The sequence below is a fragment of the Methylobacter svalbardensis genome, assembly GCF_037671525.1.
GTDB classification, from domain to species: Bacteria; Pseudomonadota; Gammaproteobacteria; order Methylococcales; family Methylomonadaceae; genus Methylobacter_A; species Methylobacter_A svalbardensis.
In genome coordinates this window covers 22556-38287 of record NZ_JAWPOH010000009.1, presented here as the reverse complement: position 1 = coordinate 38287, position 15732 = coordinate 22556, and the positions used below count along the sequence as shown (strand labels likewise).

Below are 15732 nucleotides of genomic sequence, written 5' to 3'. Positions count from 1 at the left end.
ATGCCCCGCTCCTACAGTGGTGTATAAGTTAATTTTAAATCCGATCCGACCTGCCTGACATCACGCAGTTTTAACTGCTTTTTCTCGGCCATCTGCTGTAGTCCCGGCAGCTTAAACAATCCGCGTCCCTGGTCGCCTAAAATACACGGAGCCATATAAATGATAAATTCATCAACCAGTCCTTCAGCCAGTAATTCGCCATTCAGCACCGAACCCGCCTCAACCAGCAGCTCATTGATTTGTTGTTGGCTTAAAAAATCCATCACCGCATGCAAGTCTAAACGCCCGTTTTTTTCGTCAAGTTTATAAACGTCAAAACCCGCCTGTTGCAACGCGCGTTGTTTTTGGGGATCATCTGCGCAGGTTAAAATCAGGCTGCGTCCCGGAAGTTTTGCCATCTTGGCGGTAACCGGCATGTTCAGATGAGTATCCAGCACCACCCGAAGCGGTTGTTCGACAACCCAGTCCACACGGGCATTCAGCGCCGGATCATCCGCCAACACCGTATTGATGCCGGTTAAAATTGCCGAGCTCTCCGCTCTTAGGCGCTGCACATCGGCTCTGGCCTCGGCTCCGGTAATCCATTTGCTTTCGCCCGACGCCATCGCAGTGCGACCATCCAGACTCATCGCCAGCTTGCTGCGCACAAACGGGCGATTTTCCGTCATTCGTTTGATAAACCCGCGATTTAATGCCTGCGCATCTTTCTGCAATACGCCGCAGCCCACCTCAATCCCAGCCGCCTTGAGCTTTTCCAGTCCGCTGCCGGACACCTGCGGATTGGGATCCTGCATAGCCGCAACAACCCGAGCGATTCCGGCGCTTATCAGCGCATCGCAACACGGCGGCGTTTTGCCCTGGTGGCTGCAAGGCTCCAGCGTTACATAGGCGGTTGCGCCTGTTGCATCCTGCACGTTTTTTAATGCCTCAACTTCTGCATGACCTAAGCCCGCTTTAGCATGCCAGCCTTCGCCGATCACCACACCGTCTCTGACTAAAACACAGCCTACACGGGGATTCGGATCGGTCGTATAACGGCCTTTTTTAGCCAACTGAATAGCTCGTGCCATAAAAAAAGCATCGCGCTGCGCTGACATTATTTTTGTCGCAAGTCTTCAATCATGTCGGTGAATTCACTGACATCCTGAAAACTCCGATAAACCGAGGCAAAACGCACAAAAGCCACATGATCCAGCAAACTCAATTCTTTCATAACCTGCTCGCCCAATACCTGTGCCGATATTTCCCGCTCGCCCAATGCCCGTAAATCCTGTTTTATACGATTGATAGCGGCTTCAATATCATCGCTGCTTACCGGCCTTTTTTCCAGCGCCCTGAGCATGCCTGCGCGTAGTTTATTTTCCTCGAAAGGCTCACGCACCCCGTCACGCTTAACAATCCGAGGCAGCGTTAACTCAGCCACTTCGTGCGTAGTAAATCGTTCCTTACAAGCATTACACTCGCGCCGACGGCGAACCTGGTCCCCGTCATTGGCCAATCTGGAATCAAGAACCCGCGTATCTTGTGCTCCGCAAAACGGACATCGCATAATTAAGCCACTGTTTTTTGTCTACCGGAAAATCGGCCTTCAATCTCGAAAACCGTTAATTTTATAACACTCTGCCGGTTATCTGTATTTTATTTTTCTAGACTATCCGGTAACCACGCTTATACTTACCCGATCACAGCGCACCAGAAATAGCCGAATGAAACAACAAGAAGGCGTCATAAAATATCTGCTAAATCATACGCAACAACCGATTAGCCATCCATGCTCATTAACCGACATCAACGCCTGGCGCACGATTGCATCCGGCTTGACCTAATCGGACAAAGCCCTGAGCGATACCAGAATATCGGTTTTGGCAATATCAGCCAAAGAATCGACCCTCACAGCGCTCAGTTCATCATCAGCGGCACTCAAACCGGGCATCTTAAACAACTAAACCCGGAGCATTATTGCCTGATTGTTAAAGCGGAACCTCACCAAAACCGGATTCAATCCCGTGGTTTGTGCAAACCTTCGTCCGAATCCCTGACCCACGCCAGCGTATACGCCCAGAACCAGGCTATTCAAGCCGTTATTCACGCACACAGCCCTGAAATCTGGAAACATACCGTAGCGCTGGGACTGCCCCACACTAGCGTTGACATTCCCTACGGCACCGTTGAAATGGCGATGGCTGTTGAACAATTATTTCAATCCGGCAAGCTGACGCAAACTTCATTATTTACCATGCTCGGGCATGAAGATGGAGTCATAGCTTTCGGCAGAAACATGGAGGAAGCGGCGTGGGAACTAATCAAACATTTATCGAAGGCTATCCGCATTGAACAACAACGCATTAATCGATAAGATACACAGCTCTATCATTAGCAACTCTTAATAAAATATGCCGGAAATACTGATCTACACCACCAATATTTGCCCCTACTGCATGATGGCCAAACGTCTGCTGGACAAAAAAGGCCTATCCTATACAGAAATTAATGTGGATGCCAAACCCGGTTTAAGGGAAGAAATGATGCTTAAAACAAACCGTCGCACAGTGCCACAAATTTATATCGGCGGTTATCACGTCGGCGGCTTTGACGAATTGCATGCACTGGAACAACAAAAGAAACTCGATGATTTGTTGGCAACTGCGTAGGCTAGGCGACGACTTTTCGTTATATCCAGAATTTCGGGCATAAACAGCATGCCCGAACTACAAACCTCTTAAAATATCTTTTTTAATATCTTCAAGACTTTCCAATCCTACTGAAATCCTGACCAAGCCGTCCTTGATACCGGCCGCCGCTCTGACTTCGGGCGCCAATCTACCATGCGTGGTGGTTGCAGGATGGGTGATGGTGGTTTTAACATCGCCAAGATTTGCGGTAATTGACAGCATTTCGGTCGCATCAATCAGCTTCCAGGCGTGTTCTTTGCCGCCGGTCAGCTCAAAACTGACGATGCCGCCGAAATGACTCTGCTGCCGCTTGGCCAGTTCATGCTGAGCATGCGATGCCAAACCGGGATAATGCACCTTATCGATACCGGGCTGTTGCTCCAGCCAAAGGGCCAGTTCAAAGGCGCTATCGCAATGCGCTTTCATTCTGACCGCCAACGTTTCTAAGCCGGACAAAAACACCCAGGCATTGAAAGGACTCATGGTCGCGCCGCCGGTGCGCAGATACGGATAAATAAACTTTTCGATGATCTCATCGCTGGCAATGACCGCGCCGCCGACACAACGCCCCTGCCCGTCTATATATTTGGTTGCCGAATGGATCACAATATCCGCACTCAGTTCGAAAGGCTTTTGCAATACCGGCGTACAAAAACAATTGTCAACAATCAACAAGCTACCGTGTTTATGGGCGATATCGGCAAGCGCCGCTATATCGGCAATTTCAATCAACGGATTCGACGGTGTTTCCAGAAACAGAAACCGGGTATTCGGTTTAATCGCCGCTTCCCAGGCTGCGGTATCGATCAGATCGACAAAATCGGTTTCAACCCCGAATTTGCTAAAATAATTTTGGAACATCAGCACGGTATTGCCGAACACGCCGCGTGAACACAGCACATGATCACCGGCTTTAAGCAGCCCCATGCCAACCGCCATAATGGCTGCCATCCCGGATGAAAATGCCAGGCATCGCTCACCTTTTTCCATTAGCGCCAGTCTTTCCTGAAAGGCGCTAACCGTTGGATTGGTGAAACGGGAGTAGATGTTACCGGGTTTCTGTCCGGTAAAACGTAAAGCGGCCTCTTCGGCACTCTTGAACACATAACTGGAGGTGGCAAAAATTGGGATGCTATGCTCATCTTCATGAGTGCGCTTATGCCCGGCTCTGATCGCCTGAGTTTCCAGTGAATAGTCGTTCCAGTTAATGTCTGTCATGGTTTTATTAAGCGTGTTTGTTTGTTAACAAGATCAGGCAAAAGGCCAAGGATGGAAGGCAAAAACCAGGCTTCAATACGGCCGATCTTTGCCCTTCGCCTTTAGCCTTGCTCCTCAATCCCCATTTTGCATGCCGATAATGAAATTTTCCGAGTTTCTTGTCAATTGTGCATTGTCATTGCGCAACGCTTCGGTACGTTCCAGATAGGCGTCGTCAATATCACCGGTGATGTATTCATTACTAAAGCAGGAGGTATCGAAGTGCTTGATATCCGGATTACCCTTACGAACCGCATCAATCAGGTCATTCAGTTCCTGATAAATCACCCGATCTGCGCCTATTGCTACTCGCACCTCGTCTTCGGTACGATTATGGGCAATCAACTCATGAGCGGCCGGCATATCGATGCCGTAAACATTGGGGAAGCGTACCGGCGGCGCAGCCGAGGCAAAATAGACTTTTTTAGCACCCGCATCTCTGGCCATTTGAATAATCTGCTCGGACGTTGTGCCTCTGACGATTGAATCATCAACCAACAATACATTCTTGCCTTCAAACTCGAGACCAATGGCGTTTAACTTTTGCCTGACCGATTTTTCCCTCATTTTCTGGCCCGGCATGATAAACGTCCGGCCGATATAACGGTTTTTTATAAAGCCTTCACGGTACTTCACACCCAGAATATTAGCCATCTGCAAAGCCGCTGTTCGGCTGGTGTCGGGAATGGGAATAATCACATCTATGTCATGATCCGGCCAGTCTCTCTGCACTTTTTTGGCTAACTTTTCACCCATACGCAGACGCGCTTTATAAACCGATATACGATCAATAATCGAATCCGGCCTGGCAAGATAGACATACTCGAAAATACACGGACAATGATCCGTTTTCTCAGCACACTGTTTGGTATGCAATACGCCTGATTCTTCAATAAATACCGCTTCGCCGGGCTCAACGTCTCTAATCAGCTCAAAACCCAGGACATCCAGAGCGACACTTTCGGATGCAATCATGAATTCCGAACCTTGCTCGGATTTTTTTTCACCAAACACGATAGGTCGAATGCCATGAGGATCCCTGAAACCTAAAATACCGAACCCAGCAATCATAACCACAACGGCATAGGCGCCACGACAGCGGCGATGAACACCGGATACCGCTTGAAAAACATCATCCACAGTTAAATGCAATTTACCTAAACTTTGCAGTTCATGAGCAAAAACATTCAACAAAACTTCAGAATCGGAATCGGTATTGATATGCCGTTGATCTTCGATGAACAAAACCTTCTTTAGCTCTTCGGTATTGGTCAAATTGCCGTTATGCGCAAGCGTCAAGCCAAAAGGCGAGTTGACATAGAAAGGTTGTGCCTCTGCAGAACTGGTGCAACCCGCCGTTGGGTAACGAACGTGAGCAATGCCCATATTGCCTTTTAATCTCAACATTTGGGCATTGGTAAAAACATCACGGGTCAAGCCGTTTTCCTTGCGCAAATGTAGCCGTCCGGCCTCACAGGTCACAATGCCTGCGGCATCCTGACCCCTATGTTGCAACACTGTCAGAGCATCATATAACTCTTGATTAACAGCCTGATGTGAAACGATAGCAGCAATACCACACATTATTTTTTAACCTGAATTGTTTGTAAGAAGTAACGAAAGAAACTAGCGATAACTGATGGTTTCCGCCATACCTGACGAAAAATGATCTCGCAACCAAACAGCGAGCAATTGAAAAGGCGGAATGAATGTCGATTGTGTCCACCAGGAATCCTTAGGCAAGGGTGTCAATCCCGCCAATATGACAACGACAGTAACGACGATCATGCCGCGTACAAAGCCAAAAACCATCCCGCCGAAACGATCCGTAAAGGTTAATCCGGTTTTTTTAACGCCTATATTCAATAAAAAACCTATTAGACCGCCAAGGCTCAACGTGATGACCAATAAAACCACAAAAGAGGCAACCATTCTGGCTGCCGGATGGCTGATAGTTGATTCCATAAAAACGGAAAACTCACGGCTAAAGCTCAATCCCACCCAGCCTGCCAGCATCCAGAATGCCAACGAGAAAACTTCCTTAACAAATCCTCGCGACAAACCGATTACAAAGGAAATAAAAACCAGACCGATTAGCGTAAAATCTACCCAGATCATGCTTTTATTCTACCCCTGCAGGTCTTCATCACTCAGACATCAAAATGGCTTTTATGTTTTTTTTATCCAGTCTTGCCTTCATTGCGGCCGCTTTTTTCTGGTCAAGTTCCGGACCTACCCGGAGCCGGTATATGGTTCCTTTATCTGTTTGGACGGTATCCAGCGAAGCGGGTAAACCTTGTTCGCTCAAGCTTTTCCAATAAGAAACTGCATTTTCTTTTTTACTGAAACTACCGAGCTGAATATACCAACGCACTAATTTTGCACTCGTTTTCGGTGCAGTGATTGGCTTTTTTGCTTCCGCTACAGCGGCAGCAAGGCTCTTCGGTTTAGGCGGCGATTGCTTAGCGGTCACTGGCGGTTTTACAGGTTCTTTAACGGTTACTGATTTTATCGCCTCTACAACCTGCTGAGCCTTTTCGGGTTTTTTAACCACTGTTTTTCTTTGGAGATCACTAAGTTGAGTGCTTTTTCCGTCATTATCCGCAACGTCTGCCGATAAAGGCTGCTCGACGAACTCTTTGGTATTGGCATCCTCGGTATAGCCTTCGGATTCGGCATACAAAGATTCCCCGGGACGATCCTGTTTCTCAGGTTCATCTTCCACTCCGGTACTCTCTAGAGCATCACTGACATTTTCGATAGATAAAGGCTCAGGATCCGGCAAGCCTAAAACCTGATCCGCACTGCTCGGCACAACCCTGCCATCTGCACTTGGAGCTCCTGAATCAACTGGAGCAGGAATACTCAGTTCACTGACTAATTTGCCGCTATTATCGACAGGATCATCGAACAGCATCGGGATAAAAATTGCACATAGGGCCGTAACAACGACCGCGCCAATCAAACGTTGTTTTAATTCATGATCCATTTCGTCTACTCACTTATTCTCAAATTCAACCAAGCAATCAGATACCAAAAAGAAAGATCCAAAAACCAATAACAAATCACCTTCTCTTGACTGGTTTTTTGCCGCAGCAAATGCCTCAGTAAAACCAGAAAAACCAAAAGAAACCCTGGACACCGAACTTTGTAAAAAAATCTCACGCATAACCGGTTCCGTAACCGCTCTAGGGTTTGCCAAAGGCGCAAAAAACCAGTCGTAAACCACCAGATTCATAATTTCAAGGACTCCGGCTATGTCCTTGTCTTTCATCATTGAAAAAACAGCATGAATGCGTCTTCCAGGAAAAACAGCCGTCACGTAATCAACCAATGTTCGGACTGCCTGAGGGTTATGCCCCACATCCAGCAACACGGGGATTTCGCCGTCAATCAATTGAAATCGACCCGCTAACCGGACATTTTCCAGTCCCTGCTTAATCGCTGCTTCAGTGACCGGCAAAACCTCTGCCATCTTGGTCACCGCCAAAATAACCGCCGAGGCATTGCGATACTGATGCTCCCCTTTTAAACCCGGCTCCGGCAATTGTAACATTTGCCGGTCGGCAGAGAACCAATCCCATCCTGTTGCCTGCTTTTTATAAGCAAAATCCTTACCGATACAATACAGCAGGGCATGCTGCTCAATAGCGCTCTGTAGTAATGATTCCGGGGGTTCCGGATCGCCGATGACAGCGGGAATACCCGCTCGAAAAATACCGGATTTTTCCCGTCCTATGGCTTCTCGCGTACCGCCCAGCCATTCAATATGATCAATACTGATACTGGTGATCAATGCCACATCGGGATCGACAATGTTGACGGCATCCAATCGCCCGCCCAAACCAACCTCAAGCAATTGAATATCGACTCCGGCACGGAAAAATATATCCAATGCGGCCAGTGTACCAAATTCAAAATAGCTTAATGAAGTATTGCCTCGTACCGACTCTATTCTTGCAAATGCCTCGCAAATTTTGTCATCCGATACCGGTTTGCCGTCAATTTTTATTCTTTCATTATATTTCAGGATATGCGGCGACGTATAAGCCCCTACCCGATAGCCTTGCGCCGTGTAAATAGCCTCAAAATAAGCAACCGACGAGCCTTTGCCATTGGTTCCGGCGACAGTAATAGTTGGGGGCTTGGCATAATCGGGATTAAGCGCATGAAAAACCTGCGCCGCCCGCTCCAAACCCAAATCGATGACTAAAGGATGCAAGCTTTCCTGCCACTTCAACCAAGCCTCTAGCGAATCAAAACCTATCATTAATCGATAATAATATCAGTCTTCCTGAGTCGAGTGATGCAGCGCATCATCCGCTTCAACTTCAAGCCCTCCTGCGCCTTCGGCTTCCCCCTCTGTCAAAGGGGGAGCGCTTGCTAGGGGGATTTGCGGTGCTGCAATGTCTCTACCCGCCATCAGCAGTGCCAAGATACCGGCAATCTTATCGCGCATTTCACGCCTGTCGATAATCATATCGATAGCGCCATGCTCCTGTAAAAACTCGCTACGCTGGAAGCCTTCAGGCAGTTTTTCACGAACGGTTTGTTCGATTACCCGGGGACCTGCAAAACCGATCAAGGCATTCGGTTCGGCAACATTAATGTCGCCCAGCATAGCCAAACTGGCTGAAACACCGCCCATCGTCGGGTCGGTCATGAACGATATATACGGAAGACCGGCATCGGATAATTTAGCCAATACCGCACTGGTTTTCGCCATCTGAAACAACGAAAACAGCGACTCCTGCATACGTGCACCGCCGCTGGCCGTAAACACAATAAACGGAACACGCAACTCCAGACTTTTGTTGACACCACGAACAAATTTTTCGCCGACCACAGATCCCATTGATCCGCCCATAAAGCCGAAATCAAAAGCAGCGGCAACAATATACTGACCTTTTAGCTGACCTTTGATCACCACCAGCGCATCATTTTCTTTAGTCTGTTTTTGCGCCTGGGTAATTCTGTCTTTATATTTCTTACTGTCTTTGAATTTTAATGGGTCGATAGGCTTAACATTTCTACCTATTTCTTCATGATCGCCCTCATCCAGAAACATGGTCAACCGGGTTCTGGCCGAAATCCGCATGTGATGCTCACATTTTGGGCAAACGCTGAAATTTCTTTCCAGCTCCGTGTTGTAAAGAATCGCATTACAGCTCGGGCACTTATTCCACAATCCTTCAGGTACAGTGCCTTTTTTATTCGACCCTTCCGTTCTAATTGTTGAAGGGATTAACTTTTCAAACCAACTCATTCATCTGCCCTTTAGTGTTGCTGTTGTTTGGTGGGTCTCCTTGCGTCAGCCCATCCTAGCCATCTATCCTTTAATTATCCATTGCCTGGCGCATGGCGACCAACAAATCGACTATCTCTCTTTTGGCACCTTCCGGATCATCCAGATTCGCCTCAATTTTGCTGATCAGGGCGCTGCCGACAACCACTCCGGCACCCAAACCGGCAACCGTCTTTGCTGTTTGCGCGTCCTTGACGCCAAAACCGATAGCCACAGGCAGGCGGGTATTCGCCTTGATTTGCTTAAGTTTGGCTTCGACATCGGCAACATTTAAATGCCCTGCACCGGTTACGCCCTTCAACGAAACATAATAAAGGTAACCGCTACCGGCAGCATCCATCTTTTTGATGCGTTCATCGGTGCTGTTAGGTGCCAATAAAAAAATCGGATCAATGTCGCGCGCCTTTAACAAGGCCACGCATTCACCCGCCTCTTCCGGCGGCAAATCAACCGTTAAAACGCCATCAATCTCGGCACGTTGCGCGGCATTGGCAAAATCCTCATAACCCATGGCTTCAATAGGATTCACATAGCCCATTAGCACGACTGGAGTTTGTTGATTGATTTTTCTAAATTCTGTCGCGATCGCCAATACGCGTCTTAAGCTCATTTTATATTCTAAAGCGCGCTCACTAGCACGCTGAATAACCGGCCCGTCCGCCATAGGATCCGAAAATGGCACACCCAACTCAATCACGTCGGCGCCCGCCTCAACCATCGCGTGCATCATCGGCAAGGTAAAATCGGGTCTAGGATCGCCTGCGGTAATAAACGGGATTAACGCCTTGCGGCCTGTTTTAGCTAACGCTTCAAATGTTGCAGTTAATCGACTCACAGTTCTATCCCCTCGCGTTGCGCCATCGTTTGCATGTCTTTATCGCCGCGACCGGACAAGCAGACGATGATAATTTCATCTTTACCCATGGTTGGCGCCAGCTTCATCGTGTAAGCCATGGCATGACTCGATTCCAGCGCCGGAATAATGCCTTCCATTCGGGTTAATGCATGAAAACCTTCCAGCGCCTCGGTATCGGTAATATTGACATATTCAGCCCTGCCGGTATCTTTCAGCCAAGCATGTTCGGGGCCTACGCCAGGGTAATCCAAACCGGCTGAAATGGAGTGTGTCTCGATGATTTCACCGTCGTCGTCTTCCATCAGATAAGTCCGATTGCCATGCAATACGCCGGGACGACCCGCACATAAAGGTGCAGAGTGACGCCCGGTTTCAATGCCGTCGCCTGCCGCTTCAACACCGATCATTTTTACCGAACGGTCATCTATAAACGGATAAAACAAACCGATTGCGTTTGACCCGCCGCCGACACAGGCAATCAGCGTATCAGGCAAGCGTCCGGCCTGCTCCAGGCATTGCTGCCTTGCTTCACGGCCGATGATGGCCTGAAAATCCCTGACCATAGCAGGATAGGGATGCGGACCTGCAACGGTACCGATAATATAAAAGGTATTATCGACATTGGTCACCCAGTCTCTGAGCGCTTCATTCAACGCATCTTTTAGCGTTTTTGAACCGGATTCGACAGGCACCACGGTCGCGCCTAATAATTTCATCCGATACACATTTAGAGACTGCCTGACAACATCGACAGCACCCATGTAAATCACGCACTCCAGACCCAGTCTGGCGGCAACCGTCGCCGTCGCCACACCATGCTGACCGGCTCCGGTTTCAGCAATAATGCGCGTCTTGCCCATACGCTTGGCCAATAAAGCCTGACCAACGGTGTTGTTTATTTTATGTGCGCCGGTATGATTCAGGTCTTCGCGTTTCAGATAAATCTGCGCGCCACCCAACTCGCGACTCCAGCGTTCGGCATGATATAAAGGCGAAGGCCGGCCTACATAATGCTTTAAATCAGCATCCAATTCCGCTATAAATTCCGGATCGTCTAAATACTGCTGGTATGCGGCATTCAATTCCTGAATCGGCAGCATCAATGTTTCTGCAACAAACATTCCACCGTAAGGGCCAAAGTGTCCCCGCTCATCGGGCATATTATATTTTTCTGTCATATTATTATTCTGTCACCCTCATTAACTTCACGTATGAATGCCGCCATTTTTAGCGCATCCTTAACACCTTTTTCTACTTCTACACCGCTACTGACATCCACAGCATAGGGTCTTACTGTCTGTACCGCCTGTCCGGCATTGTTCTGATCCAGACCACCCGCCAGCACGATAGGCAAGGCACAATGTTCAGGAATCCTGTTCCAATCAAATCGGCTGCCGGTACCGCCTTTAGCTCCCTGATGATAAGCATCCAGCAGCAGTCCTGCTGCATCATGATATTGCAGGGCCAAAGCTGAAATATCGATACCATCCTGCATCCGCACCGCTTTCATATACCGTTTGCCATACAACCCGCAGGCTCCAGCAGGCTCATTGCCATGAAATTGCAGACAATCTACCGGCACCTGCGCCAAAACCTCGCGTATCCGTGACTCCTGCTCATCGACAAATAAAGCGACTACCGAAACAAATGCCGGCAAAGCCTTAACAATTTCAACCGCCTGCGCAATATCAATATTTCTCGGACTGGGCGGATAAAACACCAAACCGATTGCATCGACGCCTAAGCTAGCCGCACAAACAGCATCTTCAACACGGGTAAAACCGCAAATTTTAACGCGAGTTCGCATAATGTGATATGAGAATTTAACCAAAAAAAGCTAGCCGCCTAGAATACCATAAAACAATGCGACTTAGACTACCAACTTAAGCAGGGACAGTCGAAGGTTAAGCCGCTCGTAATGAGTCTTTCGGCTACGCTCAGGCGAACGGCTTAACCTTGCTACTTGCCCTTAAGTGGGAATGTGCAGCCGCTTTCTGCAAGGCGTACTTACGCCACTCGACTTCATTAATGCTGATGTCCATGCTCCTGCTCATGAGCGCCAGGGACTTCAACCTGAAGCGACTTAACGGCCACACCGTATTGATAAACCATCAATCCGCCTAAATCAGCGCCTAATACCATTAATCCAAACAGTAACGCCGCTAATATCAGAAAAAAGTAATTAGCCATACCTTCAATGACTCCCCCACTGATTGCCCGCCAGGCTGATAATAAAATCGCCAAACAAAGCACAGCCACACCAAAATTCTTATGCCGTTCCATGATGGCATGAACCTCGTCCCCATGCGCTACCGAACCTGCGGCAATGAAACCGGCAATCACCGTAAAGACGGCAGCGGCGGCGCCCAAGTACAGCAACCAACCGGCAACGTTACGCCAATGTTGTTTTTTAGCCAGCGTACCGATCATGTCCAAAGCAAAAAAAGCCGATAACAATGCAATAGGAAAATGCACCAGCACCGGATGGATATTATCCATGCTGGAAAGGCCCGGCATTACTGTCGAAAAAATATCCGCCGAATCATGAGTTGAAAGTCCCTCAAAAAAAGCCAGCAGACTAGAAACGCTGTCGGCAACACCACCGCCGTGATCGACCCCACCATGAATTTGAAAAGACAAAAAATTATTCATATCAATCATCACTATTATCTACAAAGGGAAACAATCTACTTGATATTTGGGCAATTGCAAATAAGTAACTGATGTTACGCACTGTCCACGAAAAGCACGAAAGCCACGAAAAAATGTAGAGCCATATATTCGGTGTAATGCCAAATTATTCATTCATATCAATGTGACTAAAACTGACATTGATGCCAGCATAACAATACTAGCCAAGGTTTATTGTAACCAGGATGCACTTCCTACATGCTTTATGTACCTCATTTATTTTTCGTGCTTTTTGTGTTTTTCGTGGACTATGATTTTTTATAGGTACGCGCGTAACATCAGTAAGTAAGTAAGTAAGTAAGTAAGAAGCATTGCAATGCCGTTAATCATGCCGCTTGGCATCAACCGGTAATTTATCAAATATCGGATGCTTGCCAATGCCGTAATGCTCCGGATAATAAACCGCCCCCAGATACAAGCCGTCAGGCGGCGCAGTCACTCCACCCAGCTTGCGACTCTTAACCTCAAGCAGCTCCCGAGTCCAGTTTATCTCCTGCTTTCCAGCACCTATGTCCATCAATACCCCGGCAATGTTCCTGACCATGTGATGCAAAAAAGCATTGGCGGAAATATCAATAATGACCTTGTCATCCTCCCGATAAACATCAATAAAATACATCTGCCGACAAGGACTTTTAGACTGGCAACCTTGCGCCCTGAACGAAGAAAAATCATGCTTGCCGATCAGATGTTGCGCCGCCCTGTGCATTTTATCGACATCCAGCGGGTTATGATGCCAAGTCACCTGCTTGCGCAATAATGCCGATTTTATCGGCCGATTAAGAATAACATAGCGATAAAAACGGGCAATGGCGCTGTATCTGGCGTGGAAATCGCCTACGGCCTGCTTTACCCAGGTAATTCTGACATCATCCGGCAAATTACTGTTGCCGCCCAGCATCCAGGCATGAAGTTCGCGCTCTATTTTTGCGTCAAAATGCACGACCTGCTCAAGCGCATGCACACCGGTATCGGTTCTTCCGGCACACTGCACGGTGACCTTATGGTTGGCGACTCTCGACAAAGCCTGTTCAAGCACCTGCTGAACACTGCGCTGATCAGTTTGCCACTGCCAACCGCAAAAACCGCTGCCGTCATATTCAATACCTAGAATGATGCGTGTCATGCAGGCCTCTTTGGGTCACAACAAAACTTTACCTTGACTGAAAAACAATTATTCATGAATATAAACTTTAACTCCAACCTCTATCCGATTAAACAAATCCAATACATCGGCATTTTTCATACGAATACAGCCGTGCGATTCAGGGCTGCCGTGCATCAGTTGATCAGGACACCCGTGTATATAAATATATCGCCAGGTAGTATCGACTTTGCCGTAACGATTTTTATGCGGCTCCAGCCCACCCAGCCACAGAATCCGGGTTAATATCCAGTCTCGCTGCGGATATTGCCTACCTAGGTCAGCGCTGTATGTTTCACCGGTCGGACGTCTACCGACAAAAACCGAATTTAACAACTGACCCGCGCCAATTTTGGCCCTGACTTTATGCCAGCCGGCGGGCGTACACTCGCTGCCCATGAGTTCACCTACGCCTTTTTTGGCCGTGGAAACCGGATAAACCTGCACCGGACTGCCATCCGTATAGATAGTCAACTGCTGGCTGGCGATACCAATATCCAGATAATGTTGCACCTTGCCTGACTCATCTTTTTTCATAAACGCTGAAATAATAACCCCTTACAACAATTTACAGTTTAGGCGAACTTGAATAAGTGATAAAAATTTTCAGTCGATGACTCTGCGATATTATTGATCGTGGTGCCACGCAATTCTGCCAAGTGTTCTGCAACATAGCGTACATAGGTTGGATAGTTGGGTCTGCCGCGGAAGGGTACGGGAGCCAGATAGGGCGAATCGGTTTCGATAAGGAAGCGGTCGGCGGGTACTTTTTTGGCGACCGCTTTGATCTCCTTGGCGCTGTTAAAGGTGACTATACCGGAAAAGGAGATATAAAAATTCAAATCCAAGGCTTTTTTGGCAAACTCCCAATCCTCGGTAAAACAATGGATAACTCCCCCGACTTCACCGGCGCCCTCTTCTTCCAGGATACGCAGGGTATCGTCTTTGGCTTCCCGAGTGTGGATAATCAACGGTTTTTTCAACGCTTTTGCGGCATTAATATGATTTCTGAAGCGTTGGCGTTGCCAGTCTACATCGCCTTCACTGCGAAAATAATCCAGACCGGTTTCGCCTATGCCGATGACTTTATCGCGACTCCCTAAAGCAATAAGCTCTTCGACACTGGGGTCTTGGCCATCCTGAACATTCGGATGCACCCCTACGGTCACGGATATTTGCGGATAAGCAGACACCAAATCCAGCATTGCCGGGTAGGCTTCCAAATCTATCGCGATACATAACAGGTGTTCAATTTGACTGTTTTCCGCTTCGCGCATAAAACAGGCAAAATCGTTTTGATAGGGCGCCAGATCGATACGATCCAGATGGCAATGGGAATCTATTAACATAGGATTTTTTAAATTAAAAAAGGCGAAAGGCGCAAGGCTAAGAGCGAAAAAACCTGAGCGTCAACATGCCCGCCCTTAGCCTTGCGCCCTTCGCCTTTTGTTTGATTTACATAGTATGCGTCGAACGGTCATTTTCTAAAGAACCGGCCAGATAGTTTTCAATTTTGTTGCGTGATAGTCCGCCGTCCTGATCGCTAAACTGTACGCCAACGCCGCTGGCTCTATAGCCTTCAGAGCCGGGGGGCGTTATCCAGATTATTTTACCGGCTATCGGCAGCCGTTCGATTTCATCCATTAAATTGAGCAGCATAAATACTTCCTGCCCCATTTCATATTCACGGTTGGTAGGAATAAACAGCCCGCCGTTGGTAACAAAAGGCATATAGGCTGCGTACAACGCATTTTTATCTTTAATTGAAAGGGACAATATGCCTTGTCCTGCCGCTGCATCTGCCATG

18 protein-coding genes are annotated in these 15732 nt (G+C 47.9%); 2 read left to right on the top strand and 16 right to left on the bottom strand.

Annotated features, from left to right (window positions below; all coding sequences use genetic code 11):
* Positions 1-11 precede the first annotated feature (11 nt).
* Positions 12-1097: a bifunctional diaminohydroxyphosphoribosylaminopyrimidine deaminase/5-amino-6-(5-phosphoribosylamino)uracil reductase RibD gene (gene ribD / locus RW114_RS05625; RefSeq protein WP_340121745.1), complete on the bottom strand. Its 1086-nt coding sequence runs from the start codon at positions 1095-1097 to the stop codon at positions 12-14.
* On the bottom strand, positions 1097-1549 hold the full coding sequence (gene nrdR, locus RW114_RS05620; RefSeq protein ID WP_340121744.1) for a transcriptional regulator NrdR: 453 nt from the start codon (positions 1547-1549) through the stop codon (positions 1097-1099). Before nrdR ends, ribD begins: the two co-directional genes overlap by 1 nt.
* Positions 1550-1771: 222 nt before the next feature.
* Here nrdR and RW114_RS05615 point away from each other — a divergent pair, with 222 nt between their 5' ends.
* Positions 1772-2356 carry a class II aldolase/adducin family protein gene (locus RW114_RS05615; protein WP_340121743.1) on the top strand — a complete coding sequence of 195 codons (585 nt, stop codon included), beginning with the start codon at positions 1772-1774 and terminating at the stop codon, positions 2354-2356.
* 37 nt (positions 2357-2393) lie between these two features.
* A complete protein-coding gene (gene grxC, locus RW114_RS05610; protein WP_340121742.1) occupies positions 2394-2651 on the top strand; it encodes a glutaredoxin 3 in 258 nt (85 codons plus the stop codon).
* A 57-nt stretch (positions 2652-2708) separates the two neighbouring features.
* Here grxC and RW114_RS05605 read toward each other — a convergent pair whose 3' ends face one another.
* The 14 genes from RW114_RS05605 to RW114_RS05540 all read right to left on the bottom strand — a co-directional run bounded on the left by RW114_RS05605 (position 2709) and on the right by RW114_RS05540 (position 15731).
* The gene (locus RW114_RS05605) at positions 2709-3890 is read right to left on the bottom strand and encodes an O-succinylhomoserine sulfhydrylase (protein WP_340121741.1); all 1182 of its coding nucleotides are present in this window, start codon (positions 3888-3890) and stop codon (positions 2709-2711) included.
* 114 nt (positions 3891-4004) lie between these two features.
* A complete protein-coding gene (gene purF, locus RW114_RS05600; RefSeq protein WP_340121740.1) occupies positions 4005-5513 on the bottom strand; it encodes an amidophosphoribosyltransferase in 1509 nt (502 codons plus the stop codon).
* 42 nt (positions 5514-5555) lie between these two features.
* Positions 5556-6047, bottom strand: coding sequence for a CvpA family protein (locus RW114_RS05595; protein ID WP_340121739.1), 492 nt, complete (start codon positions 6045-6047; stop codon positions 5556-5558).
* 28 nt (positions 6048-6075) lie between these two features.
* Positions 6076-6918: an SPOR domain-containing protein gene (locus tag RW114_RS05590; RefSeq protein ID WP_340121738.1), complete on the bottom strand. Its 843-nt coding sequence runs from the start codon at positions 6916-6918 to the stop codon at positions 6076-6078.
* 9 nt (positions 6919-6927) lie between these two features.
* Positions 6928-8199, bottom strand: coding sequence for a bifunctional tetrahydrofolate synthase/dihydrofolate synthase (gene folC / locus RW114_RS05585; protein WP_340121737.1), 1272 nt, complete (start codon positions 8197-8199; stop codon positions 6928-6930).
* A 15-nt stretch (positions 8200-8214) separates the two neighbouring features.
* Positions 8215-9195, bottom strand: coding sequence for an acetyl-CoA carboxylase, carboxyltransferase subunit beta (gene accD / locus RW114_RS05580; RefSeq protein WP_340121736.1), 981 nt, complete (start codon positions 9193-9195; stop codon positions 8215-8217).
* 70 nt (positions 9196-9265) lie between these two features.
* Positions 9266-10069 (bottom strand): tryptophan synthase subunit alpha, encoded by an 804-nt coding sequence (trpA, locus tag RW114_RS05575; protein WP_340121735.1) that lies wholly within the window; start codon positions 10067-10069, stop codon positions 9266-9268.
* Complete coding sequence (gene trpB / locus RW114_RS05570; RefSeq protein ID WP_340121734.1) at positions 10066-11268, bottom strand: tryptophan synthase subunit beta; 1203 nt, start codon at positions 11266-11268, stop codon at positions 10066-10068. Before trpB ends, trpA begins: the two co-directional genes overlap by 4 nt.
* Positions 11265-11897, bottom strand: coding sequence for a phosphoribosylanthranilate isomerase (locus RW114_RS05565; protein WP_340121733.1), 633 nt, complete (start codon positions 11895-11897; stop codon positions 11265-11267). The genes trpB and RW114_RS05565 overlap by 4 nt, the downstream gene beginning before the upstream one ends.
* A gap of 218 nt (positions 11898-12115) precedes the next feature.
* Entirely contained in the window at positions 12116-12742 is a 627-nt protein-coding gene (locus RW114_RS05560; protein ID WP_340121732.1) for a DUF2231 domain-containing protein, read from the bottom strand.
* A 361-nt stretch (positions 12743-13103) separates the two neighbouring features.
* Complete coding sequence (gene truA, locus RW114_RS05555) at positions 13104-13907, bottom strand: tRNA pseudouridine(38-40) synthase TruA (protein ID WP_340121731.1); 804 nt, start codon at positions 13905-13907, stop codon at positions 13104-13106.
* A gap of 48 nt (positions 13908-13955) precedes the next feature.
* On the bottom strand, positions 13956-14462 hold the full coding sequence (locus RW114_RS05550; protein WP_340121730.1) for a L,D-transpeptidase family protein: 507 nt from the start codon (positions 14460-14462) through the stop codon (positions 13956-13958).
* Between the two features lie 38 nt (positions 14463-14500).
* Positions 14501-15274 (bottom strand): TatD family hydrolase, encoded by a 774-nt coding sequence (locus tag RW114_RS05545; protein ID WP_340121729.1) that lies wholly within the window; start codon positions 15272-15274, stop codon positions 14501-14503.
* Between the two features lie 106 nt (positions 15275-15380).
* Complete coding sequence (locus RW114_RS05540) at positions 15381-15731, bottom strand: PilZ domain-containing protein (RefSeq protein WP_340121728.1); 351 nt, start codon at positions 15729-15731, stop codon at positions 15381-15383.
* Position 15732: the final 1 nt, after the last annotated feature.

Coding starts and splice junctions, on each gene's coding strand:
- ribD (WP_340121745.1), bottom strand. CDS start 1,097: ATGTCAGCGCAGCGCGATGCTTTTTTTATGGCACGAGCTATTCAGTTG.
- nrdR (WP_340121744.1), bottom strand. CDS start 1,549: ATGCGATGTCCGTTTTGCGGAGCACAAGATACGCGGGTTCTTGATTCC.
- RW114_RS05615 (WP_340121743.1), top strand. CDS start 1,772: ATGCTCATTAACCGACATCAACGCCTGGCGCACGATTGCATCCGGCTT.
- grxC (WP_340121742.1), top strand. CDS start 2,394: ATGCCGGAAATACTGATCTACACCACCAATATTTGCCCCTACTGCATG.
- RW114_RS05605 (WP_340121741.1), bottom strand. CDS start 3,890: ATGACAGACATTAACTGGAACGACTATTCACTGGAAACTCAGGCGATC.
- purF (WP_340121740.1), bottom strand. CDS start 5,513: ATGTGTGGTATTGCTGCTATCGTTTCACATCAGGCTGTTAATCAAGAG.
- RW114_RS05595 (WP_340121739.1), bottom strand. CDS start 6,047: ATGATCTGGGTAGATTTTACGCTAATCGGTCTGGTTTTTATTTCCTTT.
- RW114_RS05590 (WP_340121738.1), bottom strand. CDS start 6,918: ATGGATCATGAATTAAAACAACGTTTGATTGGCGCGGTCGTTGTTACG.
- folC (WP_340121737.1), bottom strand. CDS start 8,199: ATGATAGGTTTTGATTCGCTAGAGGCTTGGTTGAAGTGGCAGGAAAGC.
- accD (WP_340121736.1), bottom strand. CDS start 9,195: ATGAGTTGGTTTGAAAAGTTAATCCCTTCAACAATTAGAACGGAAGGG.
- trpB (WP_340121734.1), bottom strand. CDS start 11,268: ATGACAGAAAAATATAATATGCCCGATGAGCGGGGACACTTTGGCCCT.
- RW114_RS05565 (WP_340121733.1), bottom strand. CDS start 11,897: ATGCGAACTCGCGTTAAAATTTGCGGTTTTACCCGTGTTGAAGATGCT.
- RW114_RS05560 (WP_340121732.1), bottom strand. CDS start 12,742: ATGAATAATTTTTTGTCTTTTCAAATTCATGGTGGGGTCGATCACGGC.
- truA (WP_340121731.1), bottom strand. CDS start 13,907: ATGACACGCATCATTCTAGGTATTGAATATGACGGCAGCGGTTTTTGC.
- RW114_RS05550 (WP_340121730.1), bottom strand. CDS start 14,462: ATGAAAAAAGATGAGTCAGGCAAGGTGCAACATTATCTGGATATTGGT.
- RW114_RS05545 (WP_340121729.1), bottom strand. CDS start 15,274: ATGTTAATAGATTCCCATTGCCATCTGGATCGTATCGATCTGGCGCCC.
- RW114_RS05540 (WP_340121728.1), bottom strand. CDS start 15,731: ATGGCAGATGCAGCGGCAGGACAAGGCATATTGTCCCTTTCAATTAAA.